This is a genomic window from Candidatus Dorea massiliensis AP6 (genome assembly GCF_964245105.1).
GTDB classification, from domain to species: domain Bacteria; phylum Bacillota; class Clostridia; order Lachnospirales; family Lachnospiraceae; genus Laedolimicola; species Laedolimicola intestinihominis.
The window spans coordinates 1-22,480 of the sequence record NZ_CAXTKW010000018.1 but is presented as its reverse complement, the minus strand read 5'-3'; the positions used below and the strand labels follow the sequence as shown (position 1 = coordinate 22,480).

The following is a 22,480-nucleotide window of genomic DNA, read 5'->3' as shown; positions in this document are numbered from 1 at the left end:
TGTCCCCATTTCTTCTTATAACACGCAGTAAAGTATAACTTAAAAAGGGATATGCCGCAAGGCATATCCCTGAAAATACCGAAAATATTAAGATTTTTTCACACTTTTAACACACTTTAGTTAATGACTACGCCCTTCTGAAGCATCACATTCGCGTAAACCGCGCTCTCGCCTGTGGCAATGATCGCATAGGCTTTCTTTGCCTCTTCATAGAACTGAAAGCGCTCAATATTGCCGACGCAGGCAGCGCCGCGCTTATCATGCTTCGCAACGATCTCTTTGTAGGTGTCCCAGATCGGAGTTTCTACGGGATCGCCCGGCATTACCTCCATCAGGTTCATAGGCTTCTCCACATAAGTATCCAGCGGCATTACCTGCAGGATAGCGTCCAGAAGCTCCGGTACGCCATGGCCGTCGCAGCGGATGACGATAGCGTCTTTTCCCATGGATTCTGCCGGGAAATTGCCGTCGCCGATAACGATGCGGTCACTGTGCCCCATCTCACAAAGTACTTTTAAGAGCTCAGGGGATAAGATACTCGGAATTCCTTTTAACATAATAGTTCTCCTTTTCTTTGTTATTCCAGAAAGGGCACACCAGACGGTGTGCCCCTCATTATTTTATTTAGTTTTCAGATATACTGTCTGACCGAAATTACTCGTACAGATTCTGTGCGATCTCTGCGTCTCCGCAGTTCTCTGCTGTATACCACTGGCATCCTGTATCTGTATCCTTAACAGCTGCGGTATTTCCGGAAGCTGCATCGTACAGAAGCTGAACCAGAGTCTCACCCATAGCTACCGGAGCCTGAGTAATGGAACCAAGCAGAACGCCGTCCTTAACTGCCTGAATCTGAGCTGCGCCAGAGTCAAAGCCTGCTGCAACGATCTTGCCCTCGCCAACGCCGCACTTGTTCAGGTTCTCATTTGCGGTGATGATAGCGTTTGCGGAATGCTCGTTGGAGCCGTAGATTGCGATAGTATCCTTCTCGTTCATCAGAGCGGTTGCATCTGCTGCAGACAGCTCAGAGGTAACGCTTGCCGGTACACGAACGTCGATAACAACGTCAGCGCCATCGGTCTTCTCAGCCTTGGAATCTGCGATGTACTTGTCGTTTCCAACTACGTTGGAAGTCTTGCCATCAGCCTTAGCCAGCTCAGCGAACTTGTCGATGAAGCCAAGACCTCTGTTGATAACGGACTCGGAAGTAGCATCCTGAGCTACAACACCAACACGAACCGGAGCGGTTGCGTTAGCTACCTGATCCTTAACTGCCTCGTAAACCTTCTCTGCTGCCAGAGCGCCTGCTGCGTAGTTGTCAGTAGAGCAGTTTGCAAGTACGGATCCTTCCGGAGCACCCGGAACACCAGAGTCAAATCCGATTACCGGAATGTTGCTGTCCATAGCCTTCTGAAGCAGATCCTTAACGGACTCTGTATCCAGAGCTGCCAGACCAACTGCTGTCGGGTTAGCGTTCAGAGCACTCTCGAGCTGCTGAACCTGCTGAGAAATGTTGGACTCACTGTCCGGACCTACAAAGTTAACAGTAACTCCGAGCTCTGCAGCCTTCTGCTCAACACCCTTCTTAACTGCCTGCCAGTACTGATGCTGCAGACCCTTGGAAACGATCTCGAAAGACATTCCGCTTGCGTCAGCTGCCGGAGCTGCTGCATCGTCTGTGGTCTCCTCAGTTTCTGCGTCAGGAGTTGTGGTTGTGGTGGTATCCTTGGAGCCGCCGCATGCGGTCAGTCCAACTACCATCGTTGCTGCAAGAACTGCTGCCAATACCTTCTTTTTCATGTAAAAATCCTCCTTTTATTAAGTTCTCCTTATTGGATTCTTTTTTATATGAACTGCTCGCCGCAGTACACATCGTTATATAATTTTGAATTTCCCTTACTTATCCAGCTTCTTATTCTTCAGTACGTCGATGTAAACAGCTACAATCAGTACCAGTCCGATGATAATCTGCTGATAGTTTGCCTGAAGTCCGATAAGCGGAAGTCCTGTCTGGAGTACGGACATAATGAATACTCCCAGGATAGTACCGGAGATGCTTCCGGCTCCACCGCTCATGGAGGTTCCTCCGATGATAGCTCCGCCGATAGCGTTCAGCTCTACACCACCACCGCCGCCGGGTGCCATGGACTGGAACGCGGAGCTGTAAGCCAGCGCTGCAAGTCCTGTGAAGATACCGGAGAATATATACGCCATGGTCTGGTATTTTGCTACGTTGATACCGGACAGGCGGGTTGCCTCTTTGTTACTTCCGATTGCGATGATATAACGTCCTGTACGTGTCTTATTGAGCACGATGCTCATAACCACTGCCAGAATCATGACCCACAGGAAGCCTAAGGGAAGCTTGGTCTCGCCTACTGTCAGCTTGAACAGGCTTCTGGTCCAGCCGTTGGGTGCGGTAGCGCCCGGCCAGGTTACACTGGCTCCGCCGGTAGCGATAGCGCCCAGACCTCTGGCAATCATCATGGTACAGAGGGTTGCCAGGAACGGAGCATGTCCGCCCTTAGAAACAATCAGTCCGTTGATAATTCCCATTACCAGACCGCAAATCATGGTTGCCAGGATGCCTACGATAACCGGCATTCCCTGACGTGTAATCAGGTATCCGCCAATCAGTGCGTAGCAGAACATACCGGTTCCGATGGAAAGGTCAACACCGCCTGTAATCAGGCAGAAGGTTACGCCGATTCCAAGGAATGCCAAGTAGTATGTATAATCCATGATACTTAACAGTGTAGAATACTGCCGGAATGAGGGGCTTACCGCGCTGAAAAACGCTATCAGGGCAATCAGCACAATCACGACGACAATTTTCTGTACACCAATCGCTCTCACAAGCGGATTGTTTGTAAAAGCATTTCCGTTTTTCTTGTCTGTCATTGTCTTATTCCCTCCTAATTTCTAAGCGTTGCCGCGTGCATGATCCGCTCCTGTGTGGCTTCTTCGATTCCCAGCTCGCCGGTCTTTCTTCCCTCACACATGACTACGATACGGTCACTCATTCGCAGAATCTCTGTCATCTCTGAAGAAATCATGATAATGGATTTTCCTTCCGCTACCAGCTCGTTCATCAGATGATAAATCTCGCTCTTCGCGCCTACGTCGATACCTCTGGTAGGCTCGTCGAAAATCAGGATGTCACAGTTTCTTACCAGCCACTTGGCGATAACCACCTTCTGCTGGTTTCCTCCGGACAGGTTGACTACCAGCTGATCCACGCTGGGGGTCTTGGTCTTCAGGGCCTCTACATATTCCTGAGCTACATCCTTCTCCTTCTTCTTATCAATGAAGATGCCCTTCATGAAGTTCTCCATGGTAGCCATGGTGGAGTTCTCAGCTACTGTCTTGTCTACTACAATACCGAAACGCTTACGGTCCTCGGAAAGGTATCCGATACCACATTTAACAGCATCCTGCGGAGTCTTGATGTCTACCTTCTGTCCATTGACATAGATATCGCCGCTGTCCTTCGGGTCTGCTCCGAACAGCGCTCTGGCTGTCTCGGTACGGCCCGCGCCCATCAGTCCGGAGAAGCCGAGGATTTCGCCCTTATGAAGCTCAAAGCTTACATCCTTTACCATTCTTCCCGCATTCAGGTGCTCTACCTTCAGAACTACCGGCGCGTCCGGCGCAACCTGGCTTTCTGTCTTCGGGTCCTCATAGATAACACGGCCAACCATCATGTTGATGATGTCGTCCTTGGTGGAATCCTTGGTAATCAGGGTTCCTACATATCCGCCGTCACGCATAACGGTTACGCGGTCTGTGATAACCTTAATCTCATCCATACGGTGTGAGATATATACGATACCCATCTGCTTGTCGCGCAGGTCGCGGATAATCTTGAACAGCTCCTCGATCTCTGCCTCGGTCAGCGCTGCTGACGGCTCGTCGAAGATAATAACCTTTGCGTCATGGGAGATAGCCTTGGCGATCTCGCACATCTGCTGCTTTCCGACTGTCAGGCGGCTCATGGTCTCCTTCGGGTCGATATTGATACCAAGCTGATCGAACAGCTTCTTTGCTTCTTCATTCATCTTCTTATCGTCGATGAGCTTTCCATTCATGTACTCACGGCCGATAAAAATGTTCTGAGCTACGGTCAGATGACCCATCATGTTCAGCTCCTGATGCACGATAACGATACCTGCATCCTGGGCCTCTCTCGGATTGGTGAATTCTACTTCCTTACCCTCGTAGGTAATGGTTCCCGCATCCTTATGGTAAATACCTGTCAGAACCTTCATCAGAGTTGACTTGCCGGCTCCGTTCTCACCCATCAGGGCGTGAACCTCTCCCTTGCGGACCTCCAGGTCTACGTGATCCAGCGCATGTACGCCGGGGAACGACTTGTCAATTCCCTTCATGGTTAAAATTACGTCACCCATTTTTCGCTTCCCCCTTCCGATTAATTCCGTCTGCGCCGGCTTCTAAGGTCAGCGTAAACAACCACCAGTACGATGATACCAGTAATGATATACTGATAATTGATCTGGAATCCCATAGCCAGGATTCCTTCCTGCAGAAGGGCTATAATCAGAACTCCTACCAGGGTTCCGGCGATGGATGCCACTCCACCGGTCATGGAGGTACCGCCCATTACGCAGCCCGCGATTGCCTCGTTGTTGAAGGTATCGCCCAGACCCGGCTGAACGGTGGTGTATGCTCCTACATAGAAGATAGCTGCAAGTCCTGCCAGCAGGCCACAGATGATGTAGGCAAGCATTTCCCATTTCTTTGTATTTACACCGGACAGACGAACCGCCTCGCGGTTGCTTCCGATACAGAGAATGTATCTTCCGGCTTTTGTCTTATTTAAAATAATGGAGCAGATAATCGCGCCGATAATCAGGTAGATAAGACCGGTCGGAATATCCATACCGTTTACCTTCATCTTTACCAGATTACGGAACCAGCCGTTGGCGTCTGCTGACTGGGGCCAGCTGACAGACTGTGTCTTGGTAAATACGGAGCCGACACCCTTCGCAATCATCATGCTTGCCATGGAAGTGATGAAGGAAGGCAGTCCTGCGTAAGCTACCAGGAAACCATTGATGATACCGAAGATGGTTCCTACCAGAATGCTTACCAACAGACATACCGGAAGCGGTACACCCTTCAGGGTCAGCATATATCCTGAAATCAGTGCTGAACAGAACATAACCGGTCCGATTGAGAAATCGATTCCTCCGGTCGCAATTACAAATGTTACACCCAGTGCAAGAAATCCTAAAAAGTAAGCGTAGTTCAGAGCACTTACGATTCGAGAATAACTTACGAAGCTTGCATTTGTCTTAATCAGCGGCGTCGCAATGGCAAACAGTATGTACAGCACCACCATAACACACAGCAGAACCAATGTGTTAAAGCCAATCTTTTTGACGAACGCATTTTCTTTTATCTTCTCCACTTTCCTTCCTCCTAACTTCTGACTGCCCCTCCTGCCTCACCCCATAAAGAGACAAAAGGAACGGAACAACCGTCTTTTAAGTCTTGTCCGCTCTGTCAATCTATGACTATTATATGTCCAAAATATGAATAAAGTAATAGAAAATCTTTTTGGAAAGGTTGAAAATCTTCTTTAAATCAACTAAAATGTGGTAAAAAAAGCACCTTTTTCAACATAAATAAAGATTTCGCAGGCTGCTGTCCGAAACAGCCGCCCGCGAAATCCTTATTTTGCGATCGGAAAGAGAAGCTTCTGATTCTCCTCCGTGTACATATTCTCTTTTGTAATCAGCTCCGAACCGGAGTCTGTGCTTTTCGCGATCTTTCGTCCCCGTACCGCGTTCACCGCTGTCTCCACGCCCAGGTATCCCATATTGAAGGGCTTCTGGATCACCAGGGCTTCATAAATACCCGCCTCCAGATACTGGATCTGTTCCATGGAACTGTCGATACTGCCCATCCGGATCTGGTCGGTCTTCCCGAGAGCCTTCACAGCCCGGGCCGCGCCCACGGCAGAATACTCATTGAGACCTACTATCATATCCATATCCGGATATTTTTTCAGAAGCTCCTTCGTCTGCTCATAGGCTTTGTCTGCGTCGGAATCGCAGAATACGATCTCCGCCACCTGCTTTCCAAATTTTCCCAGTCCTGCGCGGAAGCCCGCTTCGCGGCCTACCGCCGTGGAGCTTCCTTTTACGTGCCCCACAATGCCGATGACACTGTCTTCCCTCGCGAAGCGCATCATATAGCTGCCCAGCTTATAACCGGCCTGGTAATTGTCCGTAGCCACCACGGCGCTGCCCATGGGCTCATCCATGGTGGAGTCCGCCAGGATCAGCCGGATTCCCGCTTCTTCTATCTGCTTTGCGTAAGGCACCGTCTGATCGGTGCTGCAGGGACAGAGCACAATGGCATCCGGCTTTGTGGCTATGGCGTTCAGAATCATCTGATTCTGTTCCTCCACCTGGCTCTCGTTTTCCGGCCCCATCACCGTCAGGTTCACATTGTATTCCTCTGCCGCCGTCTCTCCGCCCTGATAAACGGAGGTCCAGAAATCCGTATCGTCCAGTGCCTTCTGAATCAGCACAATGTCCAGCGGCCGGGCTGTTTCCTGCGCCTTTTTCCAGTACCAGAGGCCGCCGGCCAGCACAATCAGGGCCGTGCCGGCAGCCAGAAACATCCGCGCCCGTTTTTTACTCATTTTCAACTGCCGTCACGTCCTTTCCGGCCGGAATCACCATGATGGCCCTGGTTCCCTGTCCCGGCTCGCTCTCAAAGCGCAGCCCGTATTCCGGGCCGTAGAACAGCCGGATCCGTTCATTTACATTGGAGACGCCTACGCCGTTGGACTTTGTATCCCGGATGTGTTTTTCGAAAATATGGGCCAGTGCCTCCGCGTCCATGCCGATGCCGTCGTCCTCCACCTCCAGCTGTATGAGGCCGCCGGTTCGGAAACCGCGGATTTCAATGGTACCTTTTCCTTCTTTATATTTGATACCGTGATAAATGGCATTCTCTACCAGGGGCTGCAAAAGGAGTTTTACAATTTTTTCCTCTTTTATGTCTTCTTCTATCGAAATTGAATATTCCAGTTTATCCTTATACCGCATTTTCTGAATGGTCAGATAAGCCTCGGTACAGTCGATTTCCTCTCGGATGGTCACCAGCTCCTGCTCGTTGCTGATGGTACGCCGAAGCAGTCTGGCCAGGGAGGAGGTCATGGTCACAACCTCTTTATTCTTGCCCCATTCCGCCATCCAGATAATCGAATCCAGGGTATTGTATAAGAAATGCGGATTAATCTGGGACTGCAGCGCCTTCAGCTCGTATTTTCGCTTAGCCCGCTGCTCCCGCTCGCTCTGCTTCATCAGGTTCTGGATTTCCTCAGTCATGATATTGAAGCTGCGGGTCAGAGAACCGATTTCACTGTTGTCACGGACCTCCAGGGCCGCGTTGCCGAAATTTCCCCGCTCCACTTCCTTCATGGAACGCTCCAGCCCTTTGATGGGCCGGGTAATCTCATTGGAGATCAGATACCCCAGTGTCAGCGCAACGGTAAAAAGCACCAGAGCCATAATCACGTAAATCAGCCGGGCCGCATCGGTTCCCTCCATCAGCTCAGCTATATCAGACACACCCACCACGATCCACCCGGTAGCTTCGGAGCGGGACACCGTGTACAGCTTTCCGTCATCCGTCACAAAGGAGGTATCACCGCCCTCCATGACCTCGCTGATCAGCTCATGCTTCATCCCGCTGTAGATCAGCTGCTGCTGGGGATGATATACGATACTCCCATCCTTATCCAGGATATAGACGTAACCCTTATTTCCCAGGCTGATATGCTCGCACAGCTCCTGAATGGAATTATAATTCAGGTCTACAAAAAAGACGCCGCAGACGCCCGGGCTGGCCTTATTGGTGATGCTTCTGCTTAAGGTCACCACCCAGTTGTATTTATCCCGCACCGCATTCTGCACATGGGAGGAGGAGATAGCCGCCTGTCCCTGCAGCTTAAGCGCCTCCTGATACCAGGACATCGCCGTCACCTTGGCATAGGGATTCAGCTCTGCCCATCCGTCATTGATTACCGGCTCCCGGTTCTGGGGCAACAAGGCAATATTTATAATATCCCCACGGGTATCCACTACGGTTCGGAACACCGTCGTAATCCGCTCCCGCAGCTCCCTGGCGCGTTCTTCGCTCAGATTTTCCGTGAACAGATAATCCCGCACGTCTGTATTGCCGGATACGATATAGGAAATATTTTCCATATGATTGATATAGGAATCAATATCATTGTTCACCTGGCCAATCAGCTGGGCGGTATACTCCCTGGAATTCTTCAGGACCGTATCCTCCGTATACTGTAGTGAGATCACCAGATAGGTCAGCAGTGAAAAGATGATCAGCGCGCTGAAGGCTACGATGATGGATGTGCGGATACTGCGGAACCGCATCAGCAGGCTTTTTTTCATTTCTTCCGTTTCTCCTTCGCGTACTCCGTAGGAGTCTTCCCGGTGGCCTTCTTAAAGGCTACGCTGAAGTAATGGGGATCGGAAAAGCCAACCTCCTCGGCCACCTCATAGGCGCGTTTGGAGGTATTTTCCAGTAGCTGTTTCGCCTTTTCCATCCTCTTTTTTGTCAGCGCCTCGATAAAGGTCTCTCCGGTATGCGTCTTGAACATGGTACTGAAATAGCTGGTACTCATGGCCAGATAGGTGCAGACGGAATTCAGGGTCACATCTGAATTCATGTAGCTGCGTTCAATGTATTCCTGCGCTCTGGCTGCCTGCTTTTTCCCGTAGCTGTCCCGCTGCTCATTCAGAAGCCTGGAAAGATGTCCGCAGATAGCAATGATGTCCGTGGACATATCCCGAAGCCGCTCGTAGGTATAAAGCCGGTTCATCAGCTCTTTTTCTTCTTTGTATATCTCATTTTCCTGTTCTTCTTCCAAATCCGCGCTGTTTATCACGCTGAGGAGCAGGTTCTGCATATAGATAATGGAGCGGGTCCGATTGGTCCGCCGCTCCCGGAGCTCCTGGGCGAAGCCCCGCACTTCTTTTTCAATAATCTCCGTATTTCCGGCCTTCACACCTGCCAGAACCCGTTCCGCCCAATGGGGCACGTCGATGGGCGCGCTCTTGCTGGCATCCAGCATTTCCGACCATAGAATCCGGGAACCGCCAAGAAGCCACCGAAGCTCCAGTGCCGCCTTCGCTTTTTCAAAGGACTGATAGAGCTTCATAATGTCCGGTACATCCTCGCCTACGCCTGCCGTCGTATCGATAAACAGCAGCTCTCTGACCGTCTTCTGCACTTCCGTCAGCGCAGTCTCCGTCCGCTCGTCCAGCTCTTTTTTATTATCCCCATGGAAAATAACTACCGTGCTGGCGTCCATATTCTGAAATACTACGCCAAGCTTCCGCTGCTCAATGAGTTCCTGGGTAATATTGTAAATAGAAAACTGTGCCAGCTCCTCCCGCACGCCCGGGTACCGATCCAGAAACGGCGACAGGTCGTCCCCTGTCACAATGGCTGTATTATAGAAGGAACCCGGCAGAGAAACATCCAGATCCTTCATTTTCTCTTCCAGGTTCTCCCGGCGCTCGTCTCCCCGCAGGAGACTGTTCAAAAAGCGCCCGCGCAAAAGAGGCCTGTTGCTCTGATAGGCCCCTTTTAATTTCTTTAATGTGGTTCGTTCGGTCCGCGCTTCATCCAGACGCGCCTTCGCCTTTAAAAGCACTTCTGTCAGCTCTGACGGTGTGATCGGTTTCAGAATATACTCCATCACCTGATAGCGCACCGCCTGCTTGGCGTACTCAAATTCATCGTAGCCGCTGATAATAATCGTCTTTGTGTCCGGGCAGTTCTCGAAGATATACTTCGCCAGCTCTATTCCATCCACATAAGGCATACAAATATCCGTCAGTACCAGATCCGGCTTCTTCTGTCGAATTACTTCCATGGCGTCCCGGCCATTTTCACAGCTTGCTACCAGCTCAAATCCCAGCTTCCCCCACGGGATATTTTCGCCGATTGCTTCGCGGGTCAGGGCTTCATCGTCTACCAGCAATACCTTGTACATGTTGCTCCCCCAATATTATTCTTTTTATCCGATAAACTGATTTACCAGACTCATAATCTTATCAAAAAAGCGGGTAATAAAATTGCCGACCTGCTTGGTATCGATCTTGTCCAGATCCAGGCCCATGCCCTTCAGCTTGTTGTAAATCTCTGTGGCCTGCTTCGACAGGGCGTCCACGTCGATATCCAGCTTGCTGATCTTGTTCATCAGGTCAATCAGCTGCTGAACCTGAGCATCGGTCAGCTTGATGTTAAATTTGTCCATGGCGTCACGGATGATTTTCTCAATGTCCGCGTCGCTTTTTGCATTATTTTCCAGAATTTGCTGTTTGATATAGGCCACCATGTCGGAAGCGGTCTCAGAATTGCCCAGCTGATCACCCAGATCGCCGGTCACTACCAGCTCGTTGACGGCAGTCTCCAGAGCCTGCTCATCTACCTTGGTGCCGGTCATATCCGCGTAACCCTTGACTGCGCCGATCAATGCGGAGGTTCCGGAGATATTGGACGGAGCCGCCACAAATACGTTGGCGTCCTGAAGGCCTGCGGTCAGCAGTGCGTTGGTATACATGTCGATGGTGCAGTAGCTGATGTTATAAGTGGTAACATTCAGGCCGGCGCCCTCCTCAGCCGGACGGATCAGCACGGATGATAAGGCGTGGGTGCCGATAACGCTGGATGAAAGGTAAGCGTCCAGATACTGATGCTCCTCCGCATTGGTGATGCTGATGACGTCGTAATTGGCCAGATCGCTCTCATCCACGCCCAGAAGTCCCAGAACCGCAGCCCGCTGATCCGTGCTTAAATCCGCGCCCAGCGCCAGAATCGGTTTGTCATCGGAGGCGGCATTCGCTGTCACGCCAAGTCCCAGAGTCATGGTCAGAACCAGTACCAGTGCTAAAAGCTTCTTTGTTATTTTCATAATTATTTTCCTCCTGTTTTACGCCGCGGATCGTTCATCCGTACGTACAACCATGCGTAGAGATCCTTGTAGACCGTGGCACGATCTGTCTCGTTGAGGATCTCATGTCTGTCATTTTCATATAAAATCCAGGTAACGTCCTCCATACCTACAGCCTGAAAGGCCTTCCGCACCTGCTCCACGCCTTTTCCAAAATTTCCCACTGGATCTTCGGTTCCGGATACGAACAGCACCGGCAGATCCTTCGGCATTTTCTGAAGATTCTCCGGCTTCGAGGCCTCCTCGATGCTATGGAACAGATTATAATAGCCATTCAGTGTAAATAAGAAGGTACAGCGCTCATCTGCGAGATAAGCGTCTACAATCCGCTCGTCCTTCGTCAGCCAGTCTCTGGTGGTGCGGGCCGGTCGGAAGTGCTTATTATAGCCCCCGAAGGCCATATTGTCAACAAAGGGCCAGCGGTAACGCCATCCCTTCACCTTCGCCATCAACCGACAGAGGTTCTGCCCAAAGCGCAATGCCGCCATCGGCTGGCTTCCGGTTCCCATGATAATCGCACCGTCCAGCTCATCACCGTAACGGCACAGATACTGACGAAGCAAAAAAGATCCCATGCTGTGGCCCAGTATATAATAGGGCAGCTCCGGATACCGCTTCGCCGTCCTCTTGTGCAGGGTTCTCAGATCCCGTAGCACGATTCCGTTACCGTTCTTCTCTGCGAAATATCCGTAATCCTCTTTATTTACAATGGAGCCGCCGTGGCCCAGATGGTCATTGCCCACCACCAAAAGGCCCTTTTCCGTCAGGTAAGAAGCGAACTCCTCATAGCGTTCGATATACTCCACCATGCCGTGGAAGATCTGAAGCACCGCTTTCGGCTCTCCTGCTTCCGGCTTCCACTCCACGCCATGGATCTTCGTCCGCCCGTCCGCGGACGCGTATGAAAATTCCCGTTTTACTGCCATGTCATTTTCCTTTTATTCTAATACCCAAAAAGGGGTATCTTTCCTTTCAGATACCCCCTCTTATCTCTGTCAGTCTGTGTTATTTATCAGTCAGCATATTTTCCGCGAAATCCTGAATAGCCTTTGCCGCCTGCTCGTAGGTCATCTGTGTGGTATTGATGCACAGATCGTAGTTCTGCATATTCTCCCATTCCTGACCGGTAAAATAGCGATAGTAATCGCGGCGGTACTTATCCGTCTTGGTGATGAACTTATCCGCCGTCTTCCAGTCGATCTTCTGGCGGTTCATCTCTTTCTCAATACACTTTTCCCGGGATGCGTAAATGTACACACGAACCAGTCCCGGCTTGTCGCGAAGCACATAATCTGCCGCGCGGCCAATGACCACATAGTTGGACTCGTCCGCCAGCTCGCGGAGCACCTTAGCCTGATAGTTGAACAGGTTATTGTTCGAGGTGAAATCCTCCTTCTCCGGCGGGATCAGGCCTCCTGTATATACCTTCTGGGACGCCCGGAACAAAAGGCTCTGCTTCTGATCCTCATCCGCCCTGGCGAACAGCTCCTCGCTGATGCCGCTGTCGTCTGACGCCAGACGCAGGATATTCCGGTCATAAATCTCCACGCCCAGATTCTTTGCAAGAATTTTTCCGATAGAGGTCGCCCCGCTTCCGCAGGTTCTGGTGATTGCAATTACGAATTTATCCATATACAAGCCTCCTCTTTTCTCCGCTTATAGGTATTTTTATTGTAGTTTTTTTTCGAGGGTTTGTCAATTGTTCCCGGGAAATCGGAGATTTTTTCTGCGCCCGGACGAATTCTGTTTGGCTTGTCAAATGACGCGCGCTCTGCTATTATCAGATTAGCATTGGTACTCTGTTTTTACAGAAGAAAGGATTTCCTTTTATGAATCATATAAACACAAAATTTCGGCAGCTTTCCGTGCCCGCCGCCGTTCTTGTCTCACTGGGCGCGGCTCTTTTTCTGGCGCTGGCGCTGGAGATTGGTGTTTTTCAGTTTTCTTATTTTATACAGTCCTTCGGGGATTATCCCGAGACCGCCATGGATCTTTCGGCGGAAGCAGGCTGGAACGGTGAGGCTCTGGCCCTGCTGCCGGACAATCCATCCGTATCTTTCGACAATCTTTCCCTGCCGGTCCGCAGCGTAACAGTGGTCACAGCCGGTTCCGCCAAAGTGCTTTCCGGAAATGTGGGAATCTGCGACGCGGCCACTTCGTCCAAGACCACCGGAGCCGAAAGCTTTACCGTCAATCCCGGCGGCCGGGAAAATACCTTTACTGTACGCCTCCACAGCCATGGGGATCTGAACCGGCTCCGCCTGACCTTTACCGATGAACTGACTGAACCGGTCTTTCTGCTGTCTGTGACACTCAATACCCGGGTGCCGCTGTCCATCCATGGCCTCCGGGTGCTTCTTCTGACTGCTTTCTTTACCGTACTGTTTCTGATTTATCGTTTCCACATTTACGCACAGGATTATCAGCCCGGGAAACGCAGCCACCGACGTCTGCAGCTTGGGGCGCTTTTGCTGTCCCTCTTTATCTCCGCAGGTATCCTGTACGCAGGCGATGCTTCCCATCAGCTTTTGCGTCCCTATCCGTCGCTTCAGGATATCCGTTCCATGGATATGGGCGTGGACGCTTACATGCAGCAGCTGGACGCCTTTGCGAAAGGCCAGGTATATCTTGATCTGGACGTTAATCCGGATCTGGAAACTCTTCCCAACCCTTATGATAAGACGGAACGTGAAAAAATGGATGTGGATTATCACTGGGATCGGGCTTATTACAACGGAAAATATTATTCTTATTTCGGGCTTGCCCCCCTCTTTATGGTGTATTATCCCATTTATCTGGTAACCGGCATGCTGCCGACGACGGCTTTCGCGGGAACGCTGCTGACATTGTTCGCCGTGCTGTGTACTTTCGCGGCCATTCATGGGCTCTTGCGGCTCTTTGCTCCCAAAGCCAATCTGCTGATCCTTCTGATCGGAGAAATCGCGGTGCCGGGCGGCAGCTTTCTGTGGCTGATGCAGGCTTCTTCCGGCAGCTTTTATTATCTGCCATCCATTGCCGCTTTCGGCTGGCTGGCAGCGTTTACGGCCCTGGCTTCTTACGGTTATCTGGCACAGACTGCCCGGAAACGAGTGCTGCTTTTCGCACTCTGCGGTCTTTCCGTAGTCATGCTGGTACTGTCCCGGCCCAATGTGGTACTCTTGGCCATGGCCTTCGGCGCGCCGCTGTTCCTGCGGATTCTCTTTGATAAGAAGCTTTCCGCAAGACAACGCTTTCTGGAGAGCGCCCTGCCGTTCCTGATTCCCGTTCTCATAGGAGCTGCCGGAATCATGTACTACAATTACATCCGCTTTGACTCTTTCTTTGAGTTTGGCACCTCCTATCAGCTGACGGAGAGCGATATCCGGTTTAATTCGGTGACCTTAAGCCTGCATCACTTCGGTAATATGCTGTATCACTATTTTATGGAGCCTTTTGTATACAAGGAGTTTTTCCCATTCCTGAAATTTACCGACGACATCTGCCTGGATTTCGGAAACTATCTCTATCAGGAATACAGCGCGGGGCTCTTACAGATGCCGCTGAATCTGGGCATTTTCCTGCTGATTCCGGTTGTCTGCACGAAGTCTTCAGGCAAAAAAGAGCTTTTGAAAAAGCAGACGGCGGTTCTGGTACTGCTGGCTGCGCTGGTACTGGGGTATCTGGACTTTATGCTGGGTGGTATTCTGATCCGGTATGTCTGCGACCTGTCGCCGGCGCTGTCGGTGCTGGCTCTGCTTCTGATACTGGATCAGATTCATTATGATGGAACACGATCAGCGCGGATCCTGTATGGGCTTGTATGTTTCCTGCTGGTCCTTACCATTGGGCGCGGACTATTGACGATTTTCTCCAATGAGACCAACTTCGTTTTGCGCAGGAACCCGGATTTCTATCTGTACGTAAGCCGGATGTTTCATGGATAGATATCCAGCTCCAATCTTATGTAAACTAAATATTTGGAACAAATAGATGAAATATAACTAAGAACTACTTTTCCTATCTTTAACTGAAAGTTGTAAAAACAATATTTCTCATAAAAAATCTCATGTACGGATGGCTTCTGTCATCCATACATGAGATTTTCTGTTTTCGCTATTCAGATTTCTCTATTCTGCTGCGATTTTATTTTCTATGATCTGATTAGATATTCAGCAGCTCGCTGTAAGCCTTCAGTGCTCCGTCCGTATCATGAGCCAGTACCCGCTTTGCCAGCACCTTACCCAGCTGCACGCCTTCCTGGTCGAAGCTGTTCAGGTTCCATGCGAAGCCCTGGAACATGATCTTATTCTCAAAATGGGACAGCAGCGCGCCCAGTGTCTCCGGAGTCAGCTGATCGCCTACAATGATGCTGGAGGGACGGCCGCCTGCAAAGTACTTGTTGCGGTTCTCGTCTTCCTTACCGCAGGCGAAAGCTACCATCTGGGCAACGACGTTCGCGCAGAGCTTCTGCTGGCTGGTGCTGCCCTGGATGTCCACATCCACGCCGCACTGGTTGTTCTTAAATCCGATGAACTGCAGCGGTACGATGTCGGTTCCCTGGTGAAGCAGCTGATAGAAGGAATGCTGTCCGTTGGTTCCCGGCTCGCCGAAGATGACCGGTCCGGTCACGTAATCTACCGGCTCGCCGAAGCGGTTCACGGATTTTCCGTTGGACTCCATATCTGCCTGCTGCAGATGAGCCGGGAAGCGGCTCAGTGCCTGGGAGTACGGCAGAACTGCTGTGCAGCCCATACCCAGAACATTGCGCTCGTATACGCCGATCAGAGCGTCCAGCATCGCCGGATTCTCTAGAAGGTTCTCATTCTTTGCCAGCACGTCCTCTGCAGCTGCGCCTGCCAGGAAGCGGTCAAATACCTCGGGACCGAAGGCCAGGGATAAGACAGCGCCGCCTACTGCGGAGGTGGAAGAATAACGTCCGCCGATGTAGTCGTCCATGAAGAAGGCCGCCAGATAATCGTCGCTCTTAGCCAGCGGAGAGGTCTCGCTGGTAACAGCTACCATATGCCTGGAAGCGTCCAGACCTGCCTTTGCGAGCGCGTCCTTGACGAAGGACTCATTTGTCAGAGTCTCCAGAGTCGTACCGGACTTGGATACCAGTACAAACAGGGAATGAGCCACATCGATAGAAGCCAGTACGGCTGCCGCATCGTCCGGGTCTACGTTGCTGATGAACTTCGCTTCCATCTTGAAGGTGTCATTCTTCTTTGCCCAGTTCTCCAGCGCCAGGTACATTGCACGGGGACCCAGGTCGCTGCCGCCGATACCGATCTGAACGACGGTAGTGAATTTCTCGCCTGCCGCGTTGGTAATCTCACCTGCGTGTACTTTATTTGCAAATTCTGTTACTTTTTTCTGCTGCTCTACGTAAAACGCGCGCTTGTCCACGCCGTCCGCTACGACTGCGTCGCCCAGCTGGCCGCGGGTCAACTGGTGAAGCACCAGACGCTTCTCGCCGGTGTTGATCACCTCGCCGTTATAGAGAGCCGCGAACTTCTCCGTCAGCTGTGCTTCCTTTGCAAGCTTCGCCAGTACTGCCAGTACGTTATCGTCTACGGCCTTTGCGGCGTAGTTGTATGCCATGCCTTCTGCCATGGGCACACTGTATGTCTTCACGCGCTCTGCTCCGTTCTCACCGGACATGACCTCTGCCAGGTTTACGCGCGCGGTGTCTTTCAGCTCCTGATAGGATTCCAGGGTATCCAGATTTTTCCATTCAACCATGATAGATAATTCCTCCATTTCTGATGGGCTTACCGCTCTCCGTTTTTATGACACAATTCTCCTCAGTCAGTGTCCGGGAGCAGAGCCTATATTCTTTTGCATTGTATCACATTTGCATCGATTGATCCACCCTGCGAAATATTTTAAATTTTTTTAATTTTCTACTGGACAAACTCTTAAACTTATGCTATTATATCATTTGTTGACGGCAAGTCACAAAAACGGCGTGTGGCTCAGCTTGGTAGAGCGCTACGTTCGGGACGTAGAGGTCGCAGGTTCAAATCCTGTCACGCCGACGAATGAAAAGGAATCCTTGGAGAAGGGTTCCTTTTTTGTGATTGAAATGAAAGAGCAAAGCACTGATTTTCCGACGCTTCGCTCTTTCGTTTTATGCCCGTCTCTTCTTTTTCTTCTTCGCCAACGGACGGAAGACCGTCACCCTGCCAATAAAACAGATAATCTGCACCAGAATGACGCCCACCGTCACGCCGATGCTGTCGATAGCCACGTCCCGCTTCGACGGTCCGCGACCCGCCACAAAGGACTGATGGTACTCGTCCAGCGCCGCGAAGCCCACACAAAAACCGCCTGCCAGAAGCAGCAGCCAGATCCCGCGCACGCCGTATACATACAGCGGAAAGGATACCGAGACCGCCAGCAGAAAATATTCTGTCATATGAGCCAGCTTCCGCACCGGATAATTGATTCTCTGAATATACTGCGCCTCCTCCTGCGCGCTCCAGTGCAGATCAAAGCTCTCATTTGCCGTCTCGACGATGATTTCACTTACCTTGTAGCTTAAATTCCCCGATGTGATTCCATCCTGGGCCGAGAAACCGTAGATGACATACATCATGGCCAACGCCGGAAGGAAGGACAGGGGCTTTAAAATCGCTCTTAATAATGCTTTTATCATAACGGGGCTATCATAGCACCATTTCCCCGGGCTGTCTAGGCGGTAAACGGAAGATTAAGGAAACACTAAGAAAATTTACGCTTCCCGCACCGCGTCCTTCATGGCTTTCACATACTCCTTCACCTTTGGCACACACTCGGTTCCGTAGGCCGCGCAGAGCTTCACGATGGCGGAACCCACGATGGCACCGTCGGACTGAGAGGCCATGTTCTTCGCCTGCTCTGGGGTAGAGATGCCAAAGCCTACGGCGCAGGGGACGTCCTTCGCCTCTTTTACCAGCCTCACCATGGCTCCGATATCCGTGGTGATCTCGGTCCGGGTTCCGGTAACGCCTAAGGAAGATACGCAGTAAACGAAACCGTTCGCCTCTTTTGCGATCATTTTGATGCGTTCATGGGAAGTGGGCGCAATCAGGGAAATCAAATCCAGTCCGTACTGCCTGCACACGCTGTCAAATTCTTCCTTTTCTTCAAAGGGCACATCCGGAAGAATCAGGCCGTTCATACCGATTTCCGCTGCCCGGCGAATAAAGTCTTCGGTACCTTTTCCATAGGAAAATACCACATTGGCGTAGGTCATGAATACCATGGGAATATCTGTCTTTTGCCGGATCCGCTCTACCATGGCAAAGATCTTGTCCGTGGTCACGCCGCCCGCCAGGGCCCGCATATTGGCCGCCTGAATGACCGGACCCTCTGCGGTAGGGTCTGAGAACGGAATACCCAGCTCAATCAAGTCCACGCCCGGATAATCCAGTCCTGCGGAAATGGAGTATACCGGCGCTATCTGTCCATATTCATCCTGGCAGAAATAGGACTTCATGCCGTGGAAGATACCTAAGCGGCCTGTGGCGATAGTAGACGCCGTCTCCGCCGTATTGACACCCCGTCCTGCCGCCTCGCAGCCAATCAGCTGCACCTCCGGATCCTCGATGAAGTGGTAGAAGCTTCCGATGGCATTGGAGCCGTCGTCGGAGCGGGCCGTCACTCGAAGCTCCCCGGGTAAGGTGTCCTCCAGAGCCGCCAATGAATGGTACCGGGCCGCTGGGAATGTCTCATCCAAGCCTTTGAATAGCTGACTTTCTCCGGTCTTATGGATCAGCTTTTTCTTGCCGTGCATCAGATCTTTTGCGTAGGAGACCGTTCCGCCGAAGGCCTCGCAGATGGCCTGATGCCCCAGGCAGACTCCGAAGATGGGAACCTTGCCCGCGAAATGTCGGATGACCGGAATACAGATGCCTGCGTCCGCGGGTCTGCCGGGGCCGGGAGAATGGCGTCCACCGCATCTACCGCGTCCTTATCGTTCCGGATGATTCCGGTGACAGTGGAACCCAGATGCATCACATGGGAGAAATGCTCCACAGTCATGTATTTCTCCACCTGTACCGTGCCGATTTTGCTGATTTTTCCGATATCATTTCGTCCCAGATCCACCAGCATATTGTGCTCGGCCAGCTCCTTTTCGTCCTTCAAAAGTCCTTCCTCCAGCTCCCGGTCCTCTTCCTTTGTCCGTCCCCTGGGGCGGGTGCCCGCCAACGGGAAGGTGCTTAAATGGCCATCCTCCAGCTTCACCAAAGTCTCCGGGGACGCGCCCGCGATCTCGATATCGTCGCTGGAGAAGTAGCCTACCAGGCCGCCGGTAAATGGGGGCAAGCCTTCCAGCACCGGGCTTTTATAGTCCTTCAAAATTTCCCGGAGGGCATCCGCCCGGGTGGGTGACCTTTCGTACTTCCACAGTCTCTGATGCGTCTGTGGCATCTGTTTTCCCTGCTTCAGCCTCCTGCGTCTTTGCCCCTATCCGGGCCTCCGCCGTCCGCCGGATGGTCAGCTCCCCGTCTGTCAGATTCAGCTCCAGCGTGGGATGACAGCCCAGAAAGGAATATCGGCCCCAGCTCTCGGTCTGGCTGGCACTCTCCAGCAGGTAGCAATGGCGGCTGGAGCCCCGCAGGGTCCTAAGTACTTCCACCGGCGTGTAGCGGTCTGCGTACAGCTCCCGGCATACGGGAATTCTGCGGTATTCGCCCGACGCCGCTATCTTCTTTACTTCTTCAAGGCTTGGATACATCACTTTTTCCTCCTGTCCTAAAAAGAATGTGCCTTGGCACATTCTCGCGCCGAGGCGTTGTTGCCTTGGCAACCATCTACCACTGCACCGAGTGCGATAATATTTTTATGTAATAGGGAATTCCATCCGAATTTCCTATTGCATAAAAAAAATCCCTGACAGACTTTTACATCTGTCAGGGACGAGTTCTACAAAAATTATACCACCCTGTTTCACGGAATGACCCGTGCTCTTTGCGGAATACCTTCATATTCCCGGCAACTGACGTATGCCTTACGTCGCAGAATACTTGGTTTACATAACATAATCCTTTGACTGCGCCCTCAGCGGTCCATTTGATATCCTGCATCTCGATCCGGCTTCCACCTCCCCGGACTCTCTGGGCGCGCATGAACATCGTTATCTCCGCTTCAACGGTTTAGTTCATTAAATTTTTATTAACTTATCACGATGGTAGGGATTTGTCAACCCCTTTTTTCTATTCTCGTTTTTTCTTTTTCTTGTATTCGAAAATTTTTGTTTTTTATACCCTATTTCTTAATTATTTCCGGTATGGCTCATAACAGCCGCGGAATAGGGCGGCATATAAATCTCAATCTTGCCGTCGCACACCAGATAGTGGGCTTTTTCCAGGTTAAATTCTTCTTCCATGGACAACACCTGGCGCTCAAACAGTTCGCCGTCCGGGATCTCGATCTGCCAGACCGGAATTGTCATGCGCTCGGCCTCCTCGGTATTATTGATAATGGTCAGCACATGATTATCGTCCAAAAAACGGCCAAAGGCGAAATGTCCGTCCTTGGCGTACACCGGGATACCGCTGCCCCGACGACAGGCCGGGTTTTCCTTGCGGACGCGGATCAGCTCCTTGTGGTAACGGATCAGCTCCTGATCCTCATGGCCCCAGGGATAGGTTCTCCGGCTGTCCGGATCGGTGAAGCCGCAGACGCCGGCCTCGTCACCATAGTAAATGGTCGGCGCGCCGTGCCAGGTCATCATCATGGCCACCGCCTCCCGGAAGACCGCCTTGGAGACGCCTTCCTCGGCCGCCTCGCTGCCCAGTTCATCCTCGCGGCCCACCTTATGGTTGGTGCGGGTCAGAAAACGGGAATGGTCGTGGTTCGAAAGCTGATTCATGGCAATCAGATAGGACTGGCCCGTAAAGGCGCAGGATTTTTCCCGCAGGGTATCAATAAAGGCATTCGCATTGTTCATCAAATCCGGCTCCCTGCCGTCGCTGTGCTTCTCCATGCCGGTCAGATACCAGGTAATGGGCTCCATGAAGGTGTCGTAATTCATAATGGAATCCCACTCGCCGCCCTTCAGCCAGCTGGTGGCGTCGCCGTAGTGCTCCGCATAAATGACAGCCTCCGGATTGGCCTCCTTCACATTTTTCCGGAAATCCTGCCAGAACTTGTGATTGAAATCGACGGACAGGCCCAGATCAGCCGCCACGTCCAGACGCCAACCGTCCACATTGTAAGGCGGAGAAACCCATTTCCGGGCAATGCCCATAATATAGTCATAAAGCTCCTGAGAGGTCTCGTAACTCAGCTTCGGCAGGGTGTCGTGACCCCACCAGCCGTCGTAATAGGGATTGTACGGCCACTCATGGGTATTATTGAACTTGAAGAAATTCCGGTAAGGACTTTTCTCGGAGACATAAGCGCCCTTTTCGTAGTCGCCGTCATCCTCGTAAATGCATTCCCGATCCAGCCATTTGTTGAAGGATCCACAGTGGTTAAAGACGCCGTCCAGCAGTACGCGCATGCCGCGTTTATGCACTTCCTCCACAAAATGGATAAAGAATTCGTTGCTGGCCTCCAGGTTTTCCTTGCTCACTACACGCTTAATATACTTTGTCGCTTTTTTATTATCCAGCTCACCCGGCGGGAGCAGCTCACCGCCGTCCTCTTTGATCACTGTATAATGGGGATCGATATAATCATAATCCTGACAATCGTATTTATGATTGGACGGGGACACGAATATCGGGTTCATGTAAATGACCTCGATGCCCAAATCCTGCAGATAATCCAATTTATCCAGGATGCCCTGCAGATCGCCGCCGTAGAACCGGCGCACGTCCATGCCCTCAGGCGGTTCGCTCCAGTCCTTTACCTGTTCCACCTGCTGGTGGATATAGCTGTATTCTCCTGTCAGCACATCATTGGTGGGATCGCCGTTGCAGAAGCGATCCACGTAGATCTGGTACATGACCGCGCCCTTGGCCCAGTCCGGCGTAGCGAAGCCCGGAATGATGCGGAAAGCATAGCTGTCCTGCAGATTATTGGTGATGCTCAGCTTATTATAAAAAAGCCGCTCCTCATCGGAACGGATTTCAAAATAATAATAGATGGTGTCAGTTCCTACTTCAATGTCAATCTCATAATAATCAAAGCGGCCCCTGGAACAGACCTTTGTCATCGGATTCCGTTCTTCACCGCTAATAAAATATACAGCTTCTACATTATCCTTTGCAGTTCGAAAGCGTAACTTTACCCGTTCGCCTGCTTTCGGCTCCAGCGGAATCCGAAAGCCCTCCGACTCCTCTACGAAAAGCGCCTGTCGGTTAATCTTTCCCATAATTCTCTCTCTTTCTGTCACAGCCGCTCTTCTGTGGCTGCTCCCTGGTTATTATTTTATAATACCAGCTCTTTCATTTCAACATTTGTTTATTACGTGTTCGGGTAAATTTACTGTAGGAAATTAATAGACAGAGCATCCTTGAGATATGTTTCAGAATCAAAGTTTTCTCC

At 51.3% G+C, this 22,480-nt stretch carries 16 protein-coding genes, 1 tRNA gene and 2 pseudogenes; 2 read left to right on the top strand and 17 right to left on the bottom strand.

Going from position 1 to position 22,480, the window contains the following annotated elements; translation table 11 throughout:
• Positions 1 to 116: 116 nt before the first annotated feature.
• The 11 genes from ACESZP_RS15925 to ACESZP_RS15875 form a co-directional block, all read right to left on the bottom strand.
• On the bottom strand, positions 117 to 557 hold the full coding sequence (locus ACESZP_RS15925) for an RbsD/FucU family protein (protein ID WP_178039017.1): 441 nt from the start codon (positions 555 to 557) through the stop codon (positions 117 to 119).
• Between the two features lie 97 nt (positions 558 to 654).
• Complete coding sequence (locus ACESZP_RS15920) at positions 655 to 1,800, bottom strand: substrate-binding domain-containing protein (protein WP_349164913.1); 1,146 nt, start codon at positions 1,798 to 1,800, stop codon at positions 655 to 657.
• A gap of 96 nt (positions 1,801 to 1,896) precedes the next feature.
• Positions 1,897 to 2,901: an ABC transporter permease gene (locus ACESZP_RS15915; protein WP_499709684.1), complete on the bottom strand. Its 1,005-nt coding sequence runs from the start codon at positions 2,899 to 2,901 to the stop codon at positions 1,897 to 1,899.
• Positions 2,902 to 2,915: 14 nt separating this feature from the next.
• The gene (locus ACESZP_RS15910; protein WP_178039014.1) at positions 2,916 to 4,409 is read right to left on the bottom strand and encodes an ATP-binding cassette domain-containing protein; all 1,494 of its coding nucleotides are present in this window, start codon (positions 4,407 to 4,409) and stop codon (positions 2,916 to 2,918) included.
• A 20-nt stretch (positions 4,410 to 4,429) separates the two neighbouring features.
• Entirely contained in the window at positions 4,430 to 5,431 is a 1,002-nt protein-coding gene (locus ACESZP_RS15905; RefSeq protein ID WP_178039013.1) for an ABC transporter permease subunit, read from the bottom strand.
• A 264-nt stretch (positions 5,432 to 5,695) separates the two neighbouring features.
• A complete protein-coding gene (locus ACESZP_RS15900; protein ID WP_499709683.1) occupies positions 5,696 to 6,673 on the bottom strand; it encodes a substrate-binding domain-containing protein in 978 nt (325 codons plus the stop codon).
• Positions 6,666 to 8,450 (bottom strand): cache domain-containing sensor histidine kinase, encoded by a 1,785-nt coding sequence (locus ACESZP_RS15895; protein ID WP_499709681.1) that lies wholly within the window; start codon positions 8,448 to 8,450, stop codon positions 6,666 to 6,668. Before ACESZP_RS15895 ends, ACESZP_RS15900 begins: the two co-directional genes overlap by 8 nt.
• Positions 8,447 to 10,060 (bottom strand): response regulator, encoded by a 1,614-nt coding sequence (locus tag ACESZP_RS15890; RefSeq protein WP_499709679.1) that lies wholly within the window; start codon positions 10,058 to 10,060, stop codon positions 8,447 to 8,449. The genes ACESZP_RS15895 and ACESZP_RS15890 overlap by 4 nt, the downstream gene beginning before the upstream one ends.
• 24 nt (positions 10,061 to 10,084) lie before the next feature.
• Complete coding sequence (locus ACESZP_RS15885; protein WP_178039009.1) at positions 10,085 to 10,981, bottom strand: DUF1002 domain-containing protein; 897 nt, start codon at positions 10,979 to 10,981, stop codon at positions 10,085 to 10,087.
• 2 nt (positions 10,982 to 10,983) lie between these two features.
• Positions 10,984 to 11,946, bottom strand: coding sequence for an alpha/beta fold hydrolase (locus ACESZP_RS15880; RefSeq protein WP_178039008.1), 963 nt, complete (start codon positions 11,944 to 11,946; stop codon positions 10,984 to 10,986).
• A gap of 79 nt (positions 11,947 to 12,025) precedes the next feature.
• Positions 12,026 to 12,652, bottom strand: a complete 627-nt coding sequence (locus ACESZP_RS15875; RefSeq protein ID WP_178039007.1) for a cytidylate kinase family protein — start codon at positions 12,650 to 12,652, stop codon at positions 12,026 to 12,028.
• A 197-nt stretch (positions 12,653 to 12,849) separates the two neighbouring features.
• Between ACESZP_RS15875 and ACESZP_RS15870 the strand changes: the two genes are divergently transcribed.
• A complete protein-coding gene (locus ACESZP_RS15870) occupies positions 12,850 to 14,943 on the top strand; it encodes a hypothetical protein (protein ID WP_499709678.1) in 2,094 nt (697 codons plus the stop codon).
• 217 nt (positions 14,944 to 15,160) lie between these two features.
• Here the strand turns inward: ACESZP_RS15870 and ACESZP_RS15865 are convergent, their stop codons facing one another.
• Complete coding sequence (locus tag ACESZP_RS15865) at positions 15,161 to 16,741, bottom strand: glucose-6-phosphate isomerase (RefSeq protein WP_499709718.1); 1,581 nt, start codon at positions 16,739 to 16,741, stop codon at positions 15,161 to 15,163.
• 222 nt (positions 16,742 to 16,963) lie between these two features.
• Here ACESZP_RS15865 and ACESZP_RS15860 point away from each other — a divergent pair.
• Positions 16,964 to 17,037: transfer RNA gene (locus ACESZP_RS15860), tRNA-Pro, on the top strand.
• 92 nt (positions 17,038 to 17,129) lie between these two features.
• On the opposite strand, the gene ACESZP_RS15855 is transcribed toward ACESZP_RS15860, so the two are convergent.
• The 5 genes and pseudogenes from ACESZP_RS15855 to ACESZP_RS15835 form a co-directional block, all read right to left on the bottom strand.
• The gene (locus ACESZP_RS15855; RefSeq protein ID WP_178039004.1) at positions 17,130 to 17,657 is read right to left on the bottom strand and encodes a VanZ family protein; all 528 of its coding nucleotides are present in this window, start codon (positions 17,655 to 17,657) and stop codon (positions 17,130 to 17,132) included.
• A 75-nt stretch (positions 17,658 to 17,732) separates the two neighbouring features.
• A complete protein-coding gene (gene trpA / locus ACESZP_RS15850) occupies positions 17,733 to 18,479 on the bottom strand; it encodes a tryptophan synthase subunit alpha (protein WP_499709717.1) in 747 nt (248 codons plus the stop codon).
• A 195-nt stretch (positions 18,480 to 18,674) separates the two neighbouring features.
• Positions 18,675 to 18,878, bottom strand: a pseudogene (locus tag ACESZP_RS15845) (glutamine amidotransferase-related protein); the annotation flags it as partial.
• Between the two features lie 38 nt (positions 18,879 to 18,916).
• Positions 18,917 to 19,721: pseudogene (locus tag ACESZP_RS15840) on the bottom strand (chorismate-binding protein); the annotation flags it as partial.
• A 537-nt stretch (positions 19,722 to 20,258) separates the two neighbouring features.
• Positions 20,259 to 22,307 carry a glycoside hydrolase family 13 protein gene (locus ACESZP_RS15835; RefSeq protein ID WP_499709676.1) on the bottom strand — a complete coding sequence of 683 codons (2,049 nt, stop codon included), beginning with the start codon at positions 22,305 to 22,307 and terminating at the stop codon, positions 20,259 to 20,261.
• Between the last annotated feature and the right edge of the window lie 173 nt (positions 22,308 to 22,480).